This is a genomic window from Psychrobacter sp. Marseille-P5312, from assembly GCF_900291405.1.
In the GTDB taxonomy this organism is placed as follows: domain Bacteria; phylum Pseudomonadota; class Gammaproteobacteria; order Pseudomonadales; family Moraxellaceae; genus Psychrobacter; species Psychrobacter celer.
The window spans coordinates 2,738,961-2,756,218 of sequence record NZ_OLML01000001.1 but is presented as its reverse complement, the minus strand read 5'-3'; the positions used below and the strand labels follow the sequence as shown (position 1 = coordinate 2,756,218).

Annotated in this window: 11 protein-coding genes; 7 read left to right on the top strand and 4 right to left on the bottom strand. The window is 47.8% G+C overall.

What is annotated here, in order from left to right; all coding sequences use genetic code 11:
* The first annotated feature begins 164 nt into the window (after nt 1–164).
* The 6 genes from hppD to C6W44_RS11790 all read left to right on the top strand — a co-directional run bounded on the left by hppD (nt 165) and on the right by C6W44_RS11790 (nt 7,414).
* Nucleotides 165–1,265, top strand: coding sequence for a 4-hydroxyphenylpyruvate dioxygenase (gene hppD, locus C6W44_RS11815; RefSeq protein WP_105245876.1), 1,101 nt, complete (start codon nt 165–167; stop codon nt 1,263–1,265).
* Nucleotides 1,266–1,485: 220 nt separating this feature from the next.
* Entirely contained in the window at nt 1,486–2,469 is a 984-nt protein-coding gene (gene phhA / locus C6W44_RS11810; protein WP_227526433.1) for a phenylalanine 4-monooxygenase, read from the top strand.
* Nucleotides 2,470–2,531: 62 nt separating this feature from the next.
* Complete coding sequence (locus C6W44_RS11805; RefSeq protein ID WP_105245874.1) at nt 2,532–2,873, top strand: 4a-hydroxytetrahydrobiopterin dehydratase; 342 nt, start codon at nt 2,532–2,534, stop codon at nt 2,871–2,873.
* Nucleotides 2,874–2,963: 90 nt separating this feature from the next.
* On the top strand, nt 2,964–4,370 hold the full coding sequence (nhaC, locus tag C6W44_RS11800) for a Na+/H+ antiporter NhaC (RefSeq protein ID WP_105245872.1): 1,407 nt from the start codon (nt 2,964–2,966) through the stop codon (nt 4,368–4,370).
* 155 nt (nt 4,371–4,525) lie between these two features.
* On the top strand, nt 4,526–5,644 hold the full coding sequence (locus C6W44_RS11795) for an RNA-guided endonuclease TnpB family protein (protein ID WP_105245870.1): 1,119 nt from the start codon (nt 4,526–4,528) through the stop codon (nt 5,642–5,644).
* Between the two features lie 393 nt (nt 5,645–6,037).
* Complete coding sequence (locus tag C6W44_RS11790; protein WP_105245868.1) at nt 6,038–7,414, top strand: MBL fold metallo-hydrolase; 1,377 nt, start codon at nt 6,038–6,040, stop codon at nt 7,412–7,414.
* 81 nt (nt 7,415–7,495) lie between these two features.
* On the opposite strand, the gene C6W44_RS11785 is transcribed toward C6W44_RS11790, so the two are convergent.
* The 4 genes from C6W44_RS11785 to C6W44_RS11770 form a co-directional block, all read right to left on the bottom strand.
* A complete protein-coding gene (locus tag C6W44_RS11785) occupies nt 7,496–9,751 on the bottom strand; it encodes a TonB-dependent siderophore receptor (protein ID WP_105245866.1) in 2,256 nt (751 codons plus the stop codon).
* A 286-nt stretch (nt 9,752–10,037) separates the two neighbouring features.
* Nucleotides 10,038–11,792, bottom strand: coding sequence for a multidrug ABC transporter permease/ATP-binding protein (locus C6W44_RS11780; protein WP_105245864.1), 1,755 nt, complete (start codon nt 11,790–11,792; stop codon nt 10,038–10,040).
* 190 nt (nt 11,793–11,982) lie between these two features.
* Nucleotides 11,983–13,245 carry an HmuY family protein gene (locus C6W44_RS11775; RefSeq protein WP_227526432.1) on the bottom strand — a complete coding sequence of 421 codons (1,263 nt, stop codon included), beginning with the start codon at nt 13,243–13,245 and terminating at the stop codon, nt 11,983–11,985.
* Nucleotides 13,246–13,358: 113 nt separating this feature from the next.
* A complete protein-coding gene (locus C6W44_RS11770) occupies nt 13,359–15,536 on the bottom strand; it encodes a TonB-dependent receptor plug domain-containing protein (protein ID WP_105245862.1) in 2,178 nt (725 codons plus the stop codon).
* Between the two features lie 436 nt (nt 15,537–15,972).
* On the opposite strand from C6W44_RS11770, the gene C6W44_RS11765 reads away from it, so the two are divergent.
* Complete coding sequence (locus tag C6W44_RS11765; RefSeq protein ID WP_105245860.1) at nt 15,973–17,106, top strand: ChuX/HutX family heme-like substrate-binding protein; 1,134 nt, start codon at nt 15,973–15,975, stop codon at nt 17,104–17,106.
* The last annotated feature ends 152 nt before the right edge of the window (nt 17,107–17,258 follow it).

Below are 17,258 nucleotides of genomic sequence, written 5' to 3'. Positions count from 1 at the left end.
ACAATTAGTCTTATAAATAAAGCTAATCTAATATGAATGCATCGTCAATAAGCGTTATTGATATAGACAAATTTTTACGCTGATTTAAGGTTTTATACGGATTGACAGTGCCAATTTTTAGCACTAACTATTTTTAGCAGTAATTGATATTAAGGATGATGACCATGGCAGATTTATTTGAAAACCCAATGGGACTAAACGGATTTGATTTTGTAGAGTTTGCTTCACCTGAGCCACACGCCGTCGATGCATTGTTTAAGCAGCTAGGCTTTAGCCACATCGCCAACCACCGCTCAAAGGACGTGGCGCTTTATCGTCAAGGCGATATCAATCTCATCTTAAACCGTGAGCCAAAAAGCCACGCCAGCTATTTTGTAGAAGAGCATGGTGCAGGGGCATGTAGTATGGGATTTCGGGTGAAGGATGCCAAAAAAGCCTATGAGCGGGCCATTGAGATGGGCGCGCAGCCTATCGAGGTGCCGACAGGCGTGATGGAGCTGCGCTTGCCTGCGATAAAAGGCATCGGTGGCTCTTTGATATATTTAATTGATCGCTACAAAGACGGTGAGTCTATCTATGATGTCGACTTTGAGTTTTTTGCTGACGTCGATAGGCAGCCTACCGGTCATGGCTTTAAAGTCATCGATCATCTCACGCACAACATCTATCGCGGCCGAATGGCGTATTGGGCAAACTTCTATGAGCGTATCTTTAATTTCCGCGAAATCCGTTATTTTGATATCAAAGGCGAGTACACAGGTCTTACTAGTAAAGCCATGACCGCCCCTGATGGCAAAATTCGCATCCCGCTTAATGAAGAATCAAAGCAGGGCGGCGGGCAGATCGAAGAGTATTTGATGCACTTTAATGGCGAAGGCATTCAGCATATTGCCTTAGCCAGTGACGACTTGCTGGCGAGCATCGATTTGCTCAAAGCGGCAGGCATTCCGCTGATGACTGCGCCAAACGCTGCTTATTACGACATGTTAAGTGAGCGTCTGCCGGGTCATGGTGAGGATGTCGCGGCGCTGCAAACGCGCGGTATCTTGCTAGATGGCACGACTGAGGGCAATGAGCCTCGCTTACTGCTACAGATTTTTTCCGAGACCATCTTAGGCAGTCCGGTGTTTTTTGAATTTATCCAGCGTAAAGGCGATTATGCAGAGGGCTTTGGCGAAGGTAATTTTAAGGCGTTGTTTGAATCTATCGAGCGCGACCAAGTGCGCCGCGGCGCTATCGGTCAACCAGAAGCAGAAGCACTATAGCTATAGCTGCGGGCAAGGCAAAAGGAGTTTGTCTTGTCCACTTGCTTCATTATACGTAGCAGTTGGCTTGCGTATTTTTAGTCTTATCCGCATTGGCTGGCCTGACTGGCTAGATTGTTTGACCGATTAGGCGATGTGATAGACGCGCCAGTTTGAATGGTCAACAGATAGGGGACAATGGGCTGATAGAAAAAACAATCGTCATATAAGGAGTACAGGCATGGATCGCCTCTCACATACCCGCTCTTATCAACGCGCTGTCAGCAACACTCACAAAAATGACCTCGGCAAAAAACAAGCCGCTGACGGCTCAATTACCGATAGCACTGATACCAATACCACTAATAGCAGCGCCCATCTAGCGGCTTCTCGTCTAGAAGCTTCTCGTCTAGAAGCTTCCCATCTAGAAGCGCCGCAAAAGCAGCCATACGTCTCGCACCAGCCAGACAGCGACGGCCATATTGCCTATAGCGATGATGAGCACCTCATGTGGCAAACGCTGCTCGAGCGACAAGCCAAACAAATCCCCAATCGCGCCTGTTCAGCATATTTAGACGGCCTAACAAAGCTGCAGCTACCCATCACCCAAATTCCGCAATTGGCTACTATCGATGATGTCTTGCAAGCGACCACAGGGTGGCAAACGGCTGCTGTGCCAGCATTGATTAGCTTTGGTAAGTTTTTTAAACTGCTCTCCCAGCGGCGTTTTCCTGTTGCGACTTTTATTCGCCGCATGGATGACATGGACTATATCGAAGAGCCGGATATCTTTCATGAAATCGTTGGCCATTGCCCGCTGCTGACTCATCCTGCATTTGCCGCTTTTAATGAAACCTACGGTAAATTAGGTCTCAACGCCAGCAAAGAAGAGCGGTGGTTTTTGGCGCGCCTCTATTGGTTTACCATCGAGTTTGGACTGGTAGGCCATGCCCCAAAAGACCGCAAAATCTATGGTGGCGGTATCTTAAGTTCACCGTCTGAGACATTATATGCGCTGAGCGACACGCCTGAATATCGGGCGTTTGATTTGCTCGATGTGCTGCGCACTCCTTATCGTATCGACCATATCCAGCCTATTTATTATGTGATTGATGAGCTGGATACGCTGTTTGATATCGTCGACAGCGATATCATGGGCGTGGTCAAGCAAGCGATGTCACTGGGTTTGTTTGAGCCGAGCTATGCCATGGATGCCAACTGCTGATTTGCTTTAACACGGGCGTATATCACGTAAAAACGTAATCATGACAATAAAAGGAGTTTATTATGACGACACTATCCCAAGCCAGCTGCGAAGCCTGCCGTATCGATGCCCCGACAGTCAATGAGACTGAAGCGCGCGAGCTATTAACGCAGATTCCTGATTGGTCACTTATCGAGGTCGATGGTATCCGGCAGTTGCAGCGCCAGTATAAGTTTAAAAACTTCGTCGCGGCCATGGCATTTGCCAATGAGCTTGCCGATATCGCCGAAGCAGAAGGCCACCATCCAGGCATATTGGTAGAGTGGGGGAAGGCCACGGTTACTTGGTGGTCACACAGTATTAAGGGGCTGCATCGCAATGATTTTGTCATGGCTGCCAAGACCGATAGCCTACTTGGTAAATAATCAGGGTAGTAATAATCAGAGCAACTGATTAAACTTGCCACCCCAAAGCCAACCCTAACGCCAAATCCACTGGCAATCTAAGGATGTGTGATGCCACCAAAAATACTCACTCAAATCTCTTCTCAACTGGCATTTATGATCTCTGCCATCGTCATCGCTATCATGGGCGTCACCATGATCGGCTTTGGCTGGGTGCCTCATCTCTCATTGATACTCGCTATCTGTGTCCTACTGGCCATCGGTTTGTTTCGAGGCCTTAGCTTCGATGACATGCAAGCGCAGATGGCCTCTGGCGTGATGCGCGGTATTGGCGCGATATATTTATTCTTTTTTATCGGTCTGATGGTCGCCGCCTTGATGATGTCTGGTGCCATTCCGACGCTGATGTATTTTGGTTTTCAGCTGATATCGCCTGAGTATTACTATATTTCAGCGTTTGTACTGACCTCTATTATCGGCGTGGCCTTAGGCAGTAGCTTGACGACCGCGGCGACTCTTGGGGTGGCTTTTATCGGCATGAGCCATGCGTTTGATGCCAACGTCGCTATCGCTGCAGGTGCGGTGGTGTCGGGTGCGTTTTTTGGTGATAAGATGTCGCCGCTGTCCGATACTTGTACCATCGCCTCATCTGTGGTGGGGATTGATCTGTTTGCCCATATTCGCAATATGATGTATACGACCATCCCTGCATGGATACTAACCGTGATATTGTTTTGGTTTTTTTCGGGGCAGACGGTGAGTTCGGACTTAAGTCAAGTGACTGTACTACAAAGCCAGCTGATAGACAGCGGCTTGGTACAAAACTATGCGGTACTGCCTTTTATCGTGTTGGTAGGGTTGGCCCTGTTTCGCGTCAACGCCATTTATACCATCATCTGTACTATTTTTGTCGCCCTTATCGTCACCTATTTTCATAGCTCACCCAGTATCGGGCAATTGGGCGGCTATTTGTTTGCAGGCTATACGCCAGCTGAGTCGCTAGAGCTGGGCGAAGTGGCAGGGATGATATCGCGCGGCGGTGTACAAAGCATGTTTTTTACCCAAGCAATCGTGGTGCTGGCGCTCAGTCTGGGTGGATTGCTGACGGCATTGGGTATTTTGCCAGCATTGCTATCAGGGATTAAAGGCAGCTTGACCACTGCAGGGCGCGCAATCTTTGCCGCGGCGATGTCCGCGCTTAGTATCAATGTGCTGATCGGTGAGCAGTATTTGAGTATTCTACTATCAGGAACAGCGTTTCGCCCGACCTTTGAGCGCTTGAACCTGCATCCCAAAAATTTATCACGCACCATTGAGGATGCAGGTACGGTCATCAATCCACTGGTACCATGGAGTGTGTGCGGGGTATTTATCAGTCAGGCGTTAGGCGTTCCTGTACTGGATTATTTGCCCTATGCGTTTTTCTGCTATTTGTCACTGTTCTTGACATTGATATTCGGTTTTACCGGTATTACCATCAGCCGCGTAGATGCTCCTAGCGCCAAGACGTCTGCATAGCTCTTCATAAAAAACATAAAAATGATGCCCCAATCGGTCTGCTTGCAGGCCGATTTTTTATCTCACCCGCCGTAAAACCACGTCCTTCTAGGGCGTGGATATCAGGCGGCTTATAATAGTTTATTTCTTACATTAATAGTTTTAAAATGTAAGAAATGAAACATAGAGCCTACAAATTCCGATTTTACCCAACTGATGAACAAGCTGTATTGCTTGCTCAGACGTTTGGTTGTGTCCGGTTTGTGTATAACTCTATTTTGCGTTGGCGTTCTGACGAATACTATCAAAGCAAGGCTAAAACAGGCTATGTTCAAGCCAGTGCTAAGCTGACTCAGCTTAAGAAGCAACCTGAATACAGTTTTTTGAATGACGTGTCTTCGGTTGCCTTGCAACAATCTATACGCCATCAACAAACCGCTTTCAAAAACTTCTTTGAAGGTCGAGCTAAATACCCTACATTCAAATCTAAGAAGCACAAGCAATCTGCTGAATTCACCAAGAGCGCCTTTAAGTACAAAGACGGCAATATCTATATTGCTAAGAATAAAGAGCCGCTTAGTATTAGATGGTCGAGAGACTTGCCAAGCGTACCTACTACTATCACTATTAGCAAAGACCGTGCAGGACGATATTTTGTATCGTGCTTGTGCGAGTTTGAAAATCAAGTACTGCCAAAGTCCGATACCAACATTGGTATTGATGTTGGCATAAAACACCTGTTTGTAACCGATACTGGTTCTAAGGTTGACAATCCCCGCCATACCGCTAAATACGCTAAGAAGCTTGCCTGTGCACAAAAGAGACTGAGCCGTAAAAAGCTTGGTTCTGCCAATCGTGCTAAGGCTCGTCTTAAAGTAGCTCGTATTCACGCTAAAATCTCCGATTGTCGATCAGATAACTTACACAAGTTGTCTCGCAAACTAATCAACGATAACCAAGTTGTTTGTGTCGAAAGCCTTCGCGTTAAGAACATGATCAAAAACTCTAAGCTGGCTAAGCATATCAGCGATGCCAGTTGGGGTGAATTTGTACGGCAACTAGAATACAAGGCTGATTGGGCGGGTCGCTCTATCTCTAAGATAGACCAGTTTTTCCCCAGCTCTAAGCGCTGTTCCAGTTGTGGGTACATACTACCGTTTTTGGCGCTTGATACTCGCCGTTGGGTCTGTCCTGAATGCAGTGCTGACCATGACCGTGATATCAATGCTGCCATCAATATCAAAACCGCAGGACTTGCGGGGTTAGCCTTTGGAGAGAATGTAAGTCTTGTGTAGCCAGTCTGCATAAGTAATTCTCGTTGAATTAGGAAGTTCTAGTAGCGATGCTAGGAATCCCCGTCTTTCAGGTCGGGGAGGAAGTCAAGCGTGCTGTTTTGATCAGTAAGGTTTTATCTATCTATTCTTATCAGTAAAATTTTCACAGTAGGGCGGCGCTACCTATCGCTAAGCACCAAAGCAGATAATGGCTATGTTAATATATGTTGTTGTATATTGAGGAGTGGCGCTGGTCTGTGCTAACTTTTAAATAAATATTGGTGTGAGCGGCTTGCCCATAAAACAGCTTATAAAAAATCATCAATTAAATAAGCGGTAAGCACCGGCTTGAATAAATTATAACGACATAAAACATCAACGATAACGATAACGATAAATATAAAGGACAAAACGATGCTACTCGAAAAAATCAAGACACCTGGACTGGCTCATCTATCTTATTTGTTGGGGTCGGGTGGTCAAGCGGCGGTGATTGATCCGCGCCGTGATTGTGCGATTTATGTAGAAAAAGCACGTGCCGCTGGGCTTGAGATTACGCATATATTTGAAACCCATCGTAATGAGGATTTGGTTTCAGGCGCGCCGATTTTGGCGAACATGACAGGGGCGACGGTTTTTCATGGTCCAAACCCAGAGCAGCCTATCGTCTATGCGCAGACGGTGTATGAGGGTGATTGTTTCGCGATTGGGCAGCTTGAGATTCGGGTGCTCGAGACACCAGGCCATACCGATGATCACCTAGCGTACGCGGTGTTTGACAGCGCTTATCCAGACAAGGCGGTAGGTGTGTTTACTGGAGATACCTTGTTTGTAGGGGATGTCGGTCGTACGGATTTTTATCCCAGCCGCCGTAGAGAGGTGGCAGGACTGCTCTACGACTCACTACAAAAAATCTTAGCACTGGGCGATCAGGCGATTATTTATCCGGCTCATGGGGCGGGGTCGGTCTGCGGCTCAGGTATGGCAGAGCGTGAGTTTTCTAGCGTCGGGCATGAGCGGCTAAATAACCCGCGTTTACAAATCACAGATCGCGATGCTTTTATTGATGCAAAAATTAATGAAAACCACTATCAGCCGCCGTATTTTAGACTGATGGAGCGCTTAAATATGCAAGGCGGTGATGCGCCGCCAGCTATCATGCGCCCGCGCAATTTGACATTGTCACAGTTTAAGGACATTGATGCCGATCATATCATCGATATCCGCGAGACGATGGCGTACGCTTCTGGCCATTTCCTAGGTTCGTTGAGTTTACCAGTCAGCATGATTCCTGCCTTTGTTGGTTGGTTTGTCGGTGAAGGCGAGCGTATTGTGTTGGTGGCAGCAGATGAAACGCAGTTGGCTACTGCCATGGCACATCTGGTGCGGGTGGCGCTTGATGATGTGGTGGGCGGCTATGTGGGTGTGGTCGCTGCAGCCAAGCAAGGCGAACGTCTGCAGCAGATACCGATGATTGACACCCATGAGGTCAACAAACGTCTGAATGATAATGGTACGGGTATCGACCAAAAAAACTGGGTGCTCCTCGACGTTCGAGACGCTGATGAGCGCGCCGCCGATGCGATCGAAGGCTCAGAGCACATCTATGTCGGCCATCTCAATGAGCGCTGGCAGGTACTTGATAAGCATCGTCACTATACGTTGATGTGTGCTAGCGGCGCACGAGCCACAGTCGCTGCAGGCTGGCTGGCGAGCCAAGGCTTTGATAATCTCGACATCTATCTGGGCGGGATGGAAGCGTGGCGCCATGCCAAAGACCTTGCTGAGTGATAAGGCATGTCATCAGGCCAGTTATAAAGCATTGGTGCTCTGGTCAGTCTCCACCAAAGCACCAGCCTTTTTGATTAACGCTTAAAATGTCGCCTGCAAACTGACAGACATTTGACGCTCAGGCCCCATCCAGCAGTTGTTGATATCGTAACAGGCACCGACATAGGTTTTATCAAACAAGTTATTGATGCTTGCGCCGACAGCCAGCATTGGGTTGATCTGATAATTACCGCCAATATCGACCAATGTCACGCTTGGTAGCTCATCCGAGTTTTGTTTATCAAGCTGCATGCCGTCTTCGTAGCGTACGCCTGCATTCAGTGTAAGCTTATCTGTGGCGTAGTAGTCGGCCCACAGCGTGGCTTTGTGCTTAGCTGTTTGCGCTGGGGTATTGCCGACCACATCAGGGTTGAATTCATCTTTTGTAATCTCAGCGTCGGTATAGCTGTAGCTTGCCGCAACATCCACCCAGTCATTGAGCATATGACTGCCTGATATCTCAAAGCCTTTTGACTCAATCTCACCGGTCTGAGTTTGGCTTCTATAGTTGATTTCGTCTGCGACCACGACGTTTTTTTGCGTGATATCAAAGACAGCGAGCGTGCCTTTGGTCGCGCGATCTGAGGACAGATATTTGATACCCGCTTCTAGCTGGTCGGCGGTGGTGGGTTTAAACGCTTCATTGGTAATAAAGTTGCTACCAACGACAGGCTGAAACGACTGCGAATAGCTGGCATAAGGCGATAAACCATTATCCAAATCATAAATGGCCGCCAGACGACCACTGGTTTTTGAGGCATCATTATCGATCGTTTGTGCATCGTACACCGCGCCTTGTGCGGCTTTGGTCTGCTCAGTGATACTCTCAAACTTATCGTGACGCAAGCCTGCGACCACGGTCAAATCTTGCCACTGCATCTCATCTTGTACATAGAGCCCAAGCTGGCTTTGCTCGATGTCTTCGTCTTGACGATAGGCATCTAGTGGCAGCGTAGCCGTATTTATTTGTGAGAAGTCTGGATTAGATAGGTCAAGGTTTGGCGTACCCGCTGCGCCCGCATCATAGTAAGTCGCGCTACTGTCGGTTTCTTGATACTCAATACCGAACAATAGATTATGTGAGGTATTTTCAGTGTCGAATTGATAAGCCAGCTGGTTGTCTGTGGTCCAGTTTTTCATACGCTCATCAGTGGTATACGCCACGCGGTTTAAGATCTTATCGCTATCATCGACAAACCCGCCACTATTATACATATTGCGCTGCTCAGCTTCGGCATCGGTGTAGCGTAAGATGTGCTTAAAGGTGAGATTGTCATTGATATCCCAGTTTACCGTAATGCTTGGCATCAGTACTTCTTTACTAAAATGATTCCATTGATCTCCTGCATAGGCGTCTCTGTCTAATTTGCCATAGCTGGCGTTGTAGACCGTACCGACAGCGGGTAGTGGAGTGGATGGCACCATCTCTGGATCATCTTGATAGAAGAGGTTAGCAAGCACAGAGACATCGTCAGTCGCCTGCCACTCAAGCGATGGATTAATCAGTAATCGCTCTTCTTCGGTGGTCTGCATTTGACCGTCTTTTTGCCGTTTTAATGCCACCAAGCGATAGTTAAGCGCATCGCTGACTGGTCCTGTCGTATCGACCGCTACCTCTTTTAAGTTTTGATTGCCAAGTCGCAGCTGCACTTCGGTTTCTTGCGTGCTCTTTGGGGTTTTGGCGATCTGGTTGACCATACCACCTGGTGCAGCATAACCGTAGAGCGAAGAGGCGGGACCTTTGACCACCTCGACCGCTTCAGTCGCATAGACATCGACTTGTGGCATCAGATTCCACGCACCATCATAGGGCAGTCTGAGGCCGTCATAAAAATTTGAGTAGGTCTTAAAACCGCGGATATTATACTCATCAAAGATAGAGACTGTGCCGCGGCTCTCCGAGCTTATGCCTGGCTCATAACGCAAAGCAGCGTTGACACTATCTGCTTGGCGCTTTTTTAACAGCTCCTGATCGATACGGGTATAGCTCATGGGCGCATCTTCAGGGTCTAAGGCGGTCTTGGTACCGGTGCTGCGATAGCCATCGGCATAGACAGTAATGGCCTCTAACGTGGTCGATGGGGCGATCGAGGTCGCAGCAGTGGTCGTTTCACTTGCGCTGATGACTTCTGCGCCTGTAGACGACTCAGCACTGCCTGAGTTGTCGATTGTCTTGGCCGCAATCGATTGCGCGGCTGCGATGTGACTGACACCCATTAAGAGGCCGATCTGTACGGCCAATGTCAGGTGTTTTTTTCGGGTGGTTCGGATAGATAGAGGGGGTAAATGAGACCGCATCTGATGTCCTTTTGAACTGAAATGGTTGGCTTTTGGGTACAAAGTTGTAACAATACTTACAACAATGAGAATAATAACATTAATGATAATTGTTATCATTAAAAAAATTGCATTCAAGGACTCCGTATAGTCAAATCTAAATTGCTCGATAAAGCGTTGGTTTTCTTGCGTGCTGTACCTGCGCTGCTCGATGCTGCGTAAAAAAACACTTCATCTCGCCATATCGGATTGACTATAGAAGTATCGACCACTGCGAGTAGTGCGTATCGTGCCAAGCGCGCGTCATTTATTTGAGCATCGCAATGGCGTCGATGCTGGCACGCTGCCGTTCTTCAGCGTTTAGCTCTATCAGTCGGCCTGCTTTCATCAGTAGCAATCGATCGGCATGCTCAAAATAGCTGTCGTCGTGACTAATGATAAACAAGGTTTTGCCCATGGTTTTGAGCTTGGGTATTAGTGTTTGATAAAACACACGGCGAAAGGCAGGGTCTTGGTCTGCGGCCCATTCATCGAGGAGGAGGATGTCTTTTTGTTCGGCGACAGTGATGAGCATGGCCAGTCGTTTTCGTTGGCCTTGTGACAGCTTATCGGTAGAGAGGGTGTCGTCAGTGATGCTCACTTTGTCTTGCAGATTGAGCTGATGCAGCCACGTATCCGTCAGTACTCGATCAGGCGCTTGTCCTTTAGGGCCGATGAGCTGCGTAAACAGATGATGATCGCTAAAAATCGCCGAAAACAGCTGGCGATAATCGGCGCTACTTTGTAAGTTGTTAGTGTGTAAGTCGCTATTTTGTGAATCGCTGTTTCGAGAATGAATGAGCTTTCCATCGACTGTTACGGTGCCCGTCGTCGGGGCAAAAATCCCCGTGATGATCTTGGCCAGCGTAGACTTGCCGCTACCATTTGCCCCTACCAAAAACACCACATCGCCACGTTGCAAAGTTAGCGTGACAGACTGTAAGATATCATCGGCATGCTTGCTGTCGACAGCTGTCACATTTTGGCTATCGGTGTTGTGTGGGTAGCGATAACAGATATCCTGAAAACAGATGGTTTGCCAGTTTGTCGCCGCGCTGTCTGTTTGAAAATCCGGCTGATAATCAGCAAGTGCCAACGCCTGTATTTTTTCTAAAGCCACTTGGGCAGTTTGTAGCGTGGGATAAGCGCCGACAGCATGTAGGAGCGGGGACTGCATAAATAAAATCGTCAAAGAAAATGTCGTGGCCACAGTCATGGAGATGCCCAGAGAGCTTGCGACAGCAAAGATGATACCAATCGCGGCAAACATCATGATATTGGACCAGTTTACTGCCGATAAATGAAAGGTGTCAGACTTGGTCACGGTCTGTTCATAGGCTTTGGCGTGCCGCAAAAAGTCGTCGTTATACAGCCTTTGGGCGCGGTGTTGGTTGAGCGCCAGCTCTTTACGCCCTTCTATGATGGACTGATAATCTTGGTATAAATCATCATTGATCTCGCGTAGCTCTGTCAGATGCGTATAGACGTGCTTGACCAAAATAGTACTGATCCAAATCGTCATCACAATCCAGAACATGACAATCAATAACAATGGCAGCGACAGCCAGCCCAGATACAGCCCGACACCTACCGATAAAATCACGCCTTGTACCAGCTCTGGCATGCGCACAAACGCGGTGGTGATAGACTGAATGTCAGAGGACAGGCTGGCAAGTAGGCGTGCGCTCCCTAGATTATCTATCTGCGGCACGGCGGTGTCGATGATTTGTTTGACCAGTTTTGTCCGTAGCTCATAGACAAACCGATGACCCAAGCGTATGAGGGTATATTGTGCTAAAAACGTGGTCGTTAGCAATAGCAGCACCAATAGCGAAAACCGCCCCAAGCTCTGCCATGATAAAGCACTAAAGACAGACTGGCTGATAAAGGTGTGATTGATATACGCGATGATACCGACGCTGACGGCGGCATTGAGCAGGTTTAATAAAACAACTTTTAAAAACGGCAGGCGATAGTGCGCCCATACCATATGATACAAAGAAGTGGCAGCGCGAGGGGACATAAAGACTCAATAAATATACGTGTTTGAGGGTTTTAAAGAAGCTTGGCGTTCGCCCTATAGATGCTTATAAGGCTGAACGCTGATAAAAAACAAATACAGGCTATATAAATAAAAGCTATGACAAGTAGAAGCTATAAAAAATAGCTTTTTATTCGATTCCTTGCTCTGCGACTGGGTGAAAAAACACAGCCTAAGAAGCCGGCTGAATGTCTAGTTTAAACTCCCATGAGGTCGCCGTCGTCGCCGTGCTATCAGGATAATTGATCTTATCCAAACGCATACGCGCATAGCTGTTGCCTTCAGCAGATCTGATAAGGGCGCCTTGAGCACTATCAAGTGGTTTGGCATTTAGCTGATGGGTCATGCCATTGTAGGTGTACCAGCCAAAATCCAAATTCGGGAAGTTGCCAGTATACGCAGGGTTGAGATCCGAGCCTTTACTGTCAATCACCCAGCTTCTGGCGCTTAGTGGCTTGTCGTAGTCTGCTGTGCTGGTAAGGTCGGCTAAGGTCGCTGCACTACCATCGGTGATAAATTGACTGACAATAGGCTCGTCTTTTGCATCATAATATCCTGCTGGTGTGGCGGCAAGATAACCGCCAATCTTACCACTGCCAGAATCCCCACCATTTAAAATCACATCATTACGCTTAAAGCCGATCTGCCAAGTGCTGTCTTTGTCCGTGCTGCTTTGGCCTGTTTTTAGGTCGACATATACCCAATCATCATTGCTGGTGGCGTTGATGGTTTGAGTCTGTACCTGATTTGGTAGCGCCGTATCAATCCAGCGAATGGTTGGGTAGCCAGATTTTCCAGCATCATTGTAGTAGTTGGTGATTTGCAAGGCATAGATCGGCTGCTGGACGCTGCTGTCTGTCATGGCGCTACTACTGTCTGTGGTGACCATATAGACGCGGTTGTTGGGATATAGCTGATGCTTGCCTTGTAAGTTGTACTCAAACCAAGGCTTGGCAGTAAACACCCCGCCGCTGCGGTCTTCGTTATAGTGCAGGCTGATGTCAAGGTCTGTATCAGGGTCAAGGGTGGCATTGGTATAACGGCTCAGATCAGACCAATCGATCAAGCCAAAAACCCCGCCCATGCCTGCGCCAGAGTCGCCACTATTGGACCAAAGCTTGACTGAGCGTGCTTGGTTTTCAAACTTAATATCCCACGTATCGCCGTCACATGAGCTTTCAGCTTTGGCATCAAAGTCATAACAAGTGGCACTATCAGGTGCTAGGTTGGTGACTTGCCATGTGGCGGTTTCGCTAAAGCTGGCACTGCTGGCAGGCGGTGTGCTGCCATCATTATCGCTATTTCCGTTATTGCCACTACTCGAGCCATCACTGCTGCCACCGCAGCCGGTCATGCTAAGGGCTAATAGGCTGCTGCTAAAAAGTAGTGCCAATTTGGTCGGCTTGGTGCTCATTGCTAGGGTGGGTTTGGTCATGTCAGGCTCCTTGATGGTTGTTGTTTTGGCTAAAGATAAAAACAGCGCTATAGACAGAGTTTTTTAAACAATTGTTTTACAAAAGTTGCTTTAAGATAAGTGCAGGCAAGGGCTTACCAGTGGTAGCTGGCACCCAGTAGCCATTCACGATTGTCGATCGGGCGATAGTCACTGGCATCGGTGACATCCCGCTGTACATCGAAGATATTATTGATCGCCGCGTATAGGCTCAGGTTTGCCGTCATGTCATAATTGAGCTTGCTATCGAGCGTCCACCAAGACGGTGAGTACGTCTGTGCGCTGGTGCTGACGAGCTGTTTGGATTCGTAGTTGAGGCGCGGAATCAGCTGTAACTTGTCGTTAATTTGATAGTCAAGTGCCAGCATGGCTTTGTGATTGGGCTTATAGGTCAGCTCGGTATCGGTGACATTATTGTGGGTCTTGAGATATGCATAGCTGACTTGTAGTTTGGTGCGCTCGTCCACTTGCCAGTCGATACCGATATCGCCGCCGTAGGTTTTGGCGCTATCGACGTTCATATATTTATAAACAGCGATATTGCCATCAAAGGTCGCATTGTCCTCGTCGGTTTGGATCAGATCGTCAACGTCATTATAAAAACCATTGACGGTGAGGTTGAGTGTATCGCTCAGCTGACCTTGATAGCCGATTTGGTAGCTGGTTGAGGTCTCCGGCTGCAAGTTTGGGTTGCCCATCACTTTGTAGCCCAAATTGCTATGATCAAAGACGTAGTAGCGCTCTTTTAGATTGGGCACGCGATAACCACCGCCAATACTGCCACGCAAGATATGCTCGCGGCCGCTGGCGTCCAAATGGTTGTATTTGAGCGATACTTTTGGCGCTGTATGGCCACCAAAGTCTTCATCGTTTTGGTAGCGAACCCCGCTCAGTACTTCCCAGTTCTCACCGATTAGCCAGTCGTCTTGTATATACAGCTCACCGACGTCACGGCTGACCTCATCGCTGATCAGCTCGCTGACTTGGTTTTTCGTTTGGCTCAGCTTGTCTTGCTGAAGCTGCCCGCCGACCTGAATAAGATGAATATGATCGCCGGATAGCACCCACTCAGGTAGGTCGAGCTGTGCTTGCGCTAGCGTGGTACTGATGTCGGTGTCACGGGCGCTGGTGATGGTCTGCTGGGTTTTGGTATTAGACTCACTTTGATAGTCCTCATACAGCGCTTGAGCGGACAATCGATAGGTCTTGCTACGATCGTCTGCATGTGGCGTGATATCAGCGCGTGCACCGACACTAAAGCGCTGTTTGCTGATGTGCTCATCTCGCTGCTGCGCCAAATAGCGCGGTGCCACATAGTAATTAAAGCGGCTGACGTCATCTTCTTTATAGTGACTGGCCTCTAGCCAATATTGAGCGTTTTTGACCATGCGGCTATCGTCGCTACTATTGCTATCGTTTGACATGCCTTTGCCATCAGGGCGATAGCTTAGGCGTGCGCTGATTTGTGACTGCTCGCTGGCGTCTTTGAGTCTGGGCCACGCTTTATGATCCAAGCTCAAGCCATCATTGTCTAGATATGAGCCTGATAGGCGCGCCTGAAAACGCTGATCTTTATCTAAAGCGCCTTCTACGCTGGTTTCGACATAGCGTTTGTTGGCGTCTATTTGTTTACCTGATGGGTTTTGTTCACCATTACTGGCAATCTCGGTGGTGATATGTCCTGTCGCTGCGCCGATAGGTTTGGTGATGATGTTAATCACCCCGCCCATGGCTGCACTGCCGAACTGCGCTGACGCCGCTCCTTGTACCACTTCTATTTGCTCGATATCCATATTCATGTATTGATTTAAGTTCACCGTCGAGCCCGTACTGGCGGTAATCGGTAAGCCGTCGATGAGCACCAATACCTGATCGCCGGTGAAGCCTTGCATACTGACTTCATAGCCTGTCTTGCCATGGACTTCGCGCAAGTAAACATTGGACAACAGCGCCAGTGCTTCTTTTAAGGTATGGGCGTGGTTGTCATCGAGCGTTTGGCGGCTCAGTACTTGCATCGCAACTGGCGCATCGCTTAAGGCACGCTCAGAGCGTGTGGCGGTCACCACGATAGGGTCGAGACGGACGCTTGGTAGGGCAGTATCATCGGTAAGCTCAGGAGTGTCGTCCACAAAATCTGCTGCTTGGACGCTGACAGGGGCCAATGCAAATAACGCTAAGGCGATGCTAGTGACCAAATCACGCTGTCGCCACTGTGGTAAACGAGTAGAGAAGCGGGTATCTGGTAAATAAGAGCGAAGCGGGGACATCGACATAAACAAAACAACCTTCGTAAAAGAGAAAGCAAAAAACAGAGAGGTTTGACGCTCTGTTTTATTAAAATTATTTATCAAAACAACAAAATAAGCGGCTAGTGGTGATTTAATTCTTCAAGGTTTTGTTACTTAAAAACTCAATGCGAGTAACAAAGCCCAGACATCATATTTCAAACGATAATAATTATCAACATGTAAATGATAATTGTTTATATTTACAAACTAAAAAAATGTTGCCATAATCATTCCCGTTCAATACCGCCTGACAAAAACGATAAGCACAAACATGGAGCGCTGCCATTTTGCTTGATTTAGTGAGATAGATTTGGCCAAAGGCGGCGATTATTATTCAGTCATTTATCTCTTTGCTGTACATCTCTTTGCGCGTATATAGCGAGCTGATTGGCTTTTTATTATTTATTTTATGGAGACCCTCATGAGTCAACCGTTATCTTTAACCACAAAAAATACCGAGCTGTGGCAACAGTACCAAGCACTAAAAGCAAACACGCCGATGCTGTTTCCGACAGAAGGGGCGGCGGCATTGGGGGTCAGCGAGTTTGAGCTGATGCTCGCATCGCCTTACAGTCAGTACATCGGAGATCAGTGCAAAGCGGTGCTACAGCAGTTTGCACGCTTTGGCAGTGTTGAGAGTATCGTCAGAAACGATCTGGCCGTACATGAAAAAACCGCGCCGTATCACAATTTAAAACTCGGCGAAAAGATGGGATTGGCGCTCAATGTTGGTGGTTTGGATTTACGGTTTTTTATGTGGCAGTGGCAGCATATGCTGGCGGTCACCGATACCAGTCGCACAGGCAAACCGTCTTATAGCATTCAGTTTTATAACGGTCAGGGAGCGGCGATTGATAAAGTCTATCTGCGCGAATTAAGCGATGAGAATATCGCCAGCTGGCAGGCGCTGATTGCGGCGCAGCAGCAGACGGTAAATACAGAGACGCTGACGTTAGAGGTACAAACGCCACTAAGTGACTGGCGCTACAAGGCGCTGGATGAAGGCGCACGCACGCAGCTCCAACAAGGCTGGCAAGCAATGACAGATGTGCATCAGTTTCATTCATTATTAAAAAATCTCGATATCGACCGTGCCAGCAGCTACCGTCAAGCGCCAGAGCAGATGACGCAGCAGCTTGATATTAGCGCTGTCGAGGCGGTATTTACGCAGGCCCGTGATGCCAAATGCCCGATTATGATATTTGTCGGTAATAGCGGACTTGTGCAAATTCAGACGGGTACGGTGCAGACGCTTAAACGCATGGGGGATTGGTTTAATATTTTAGACAAAGACCACAATGACTTTACCCTGCATCTCAAAGACAAAGCTTTGGCGCAAGTATGGTGCGTGAGGCGCCCTACCAAAGACGGCATCGTGACTTGTATTGAGGGCTTTGATAATAAAGGGTCGAGTGTCTTTAGCGTGTTTGGTCAACGACTCGAAGGCACACCTGAGCTGGCTGAATGGCAGCAAATAGTTGCTAATGTTGTCGGCGAACATGCCTATACAGAAGCGTCAGTACCAGCAGTCATGGCTGAAGTAGAGAGCGCATAAATCAATCATAAAAATCAATTTTGGATAATTATTTAACATTAATGGCTTATAAATATAGTCAGTTCAAAATAAAATCGAGACGCTCATATGAACGTGCAACTAGTATGAATTTATAAGCATTTTGTTTTGAGCTAGCTATATATAGGGTCATT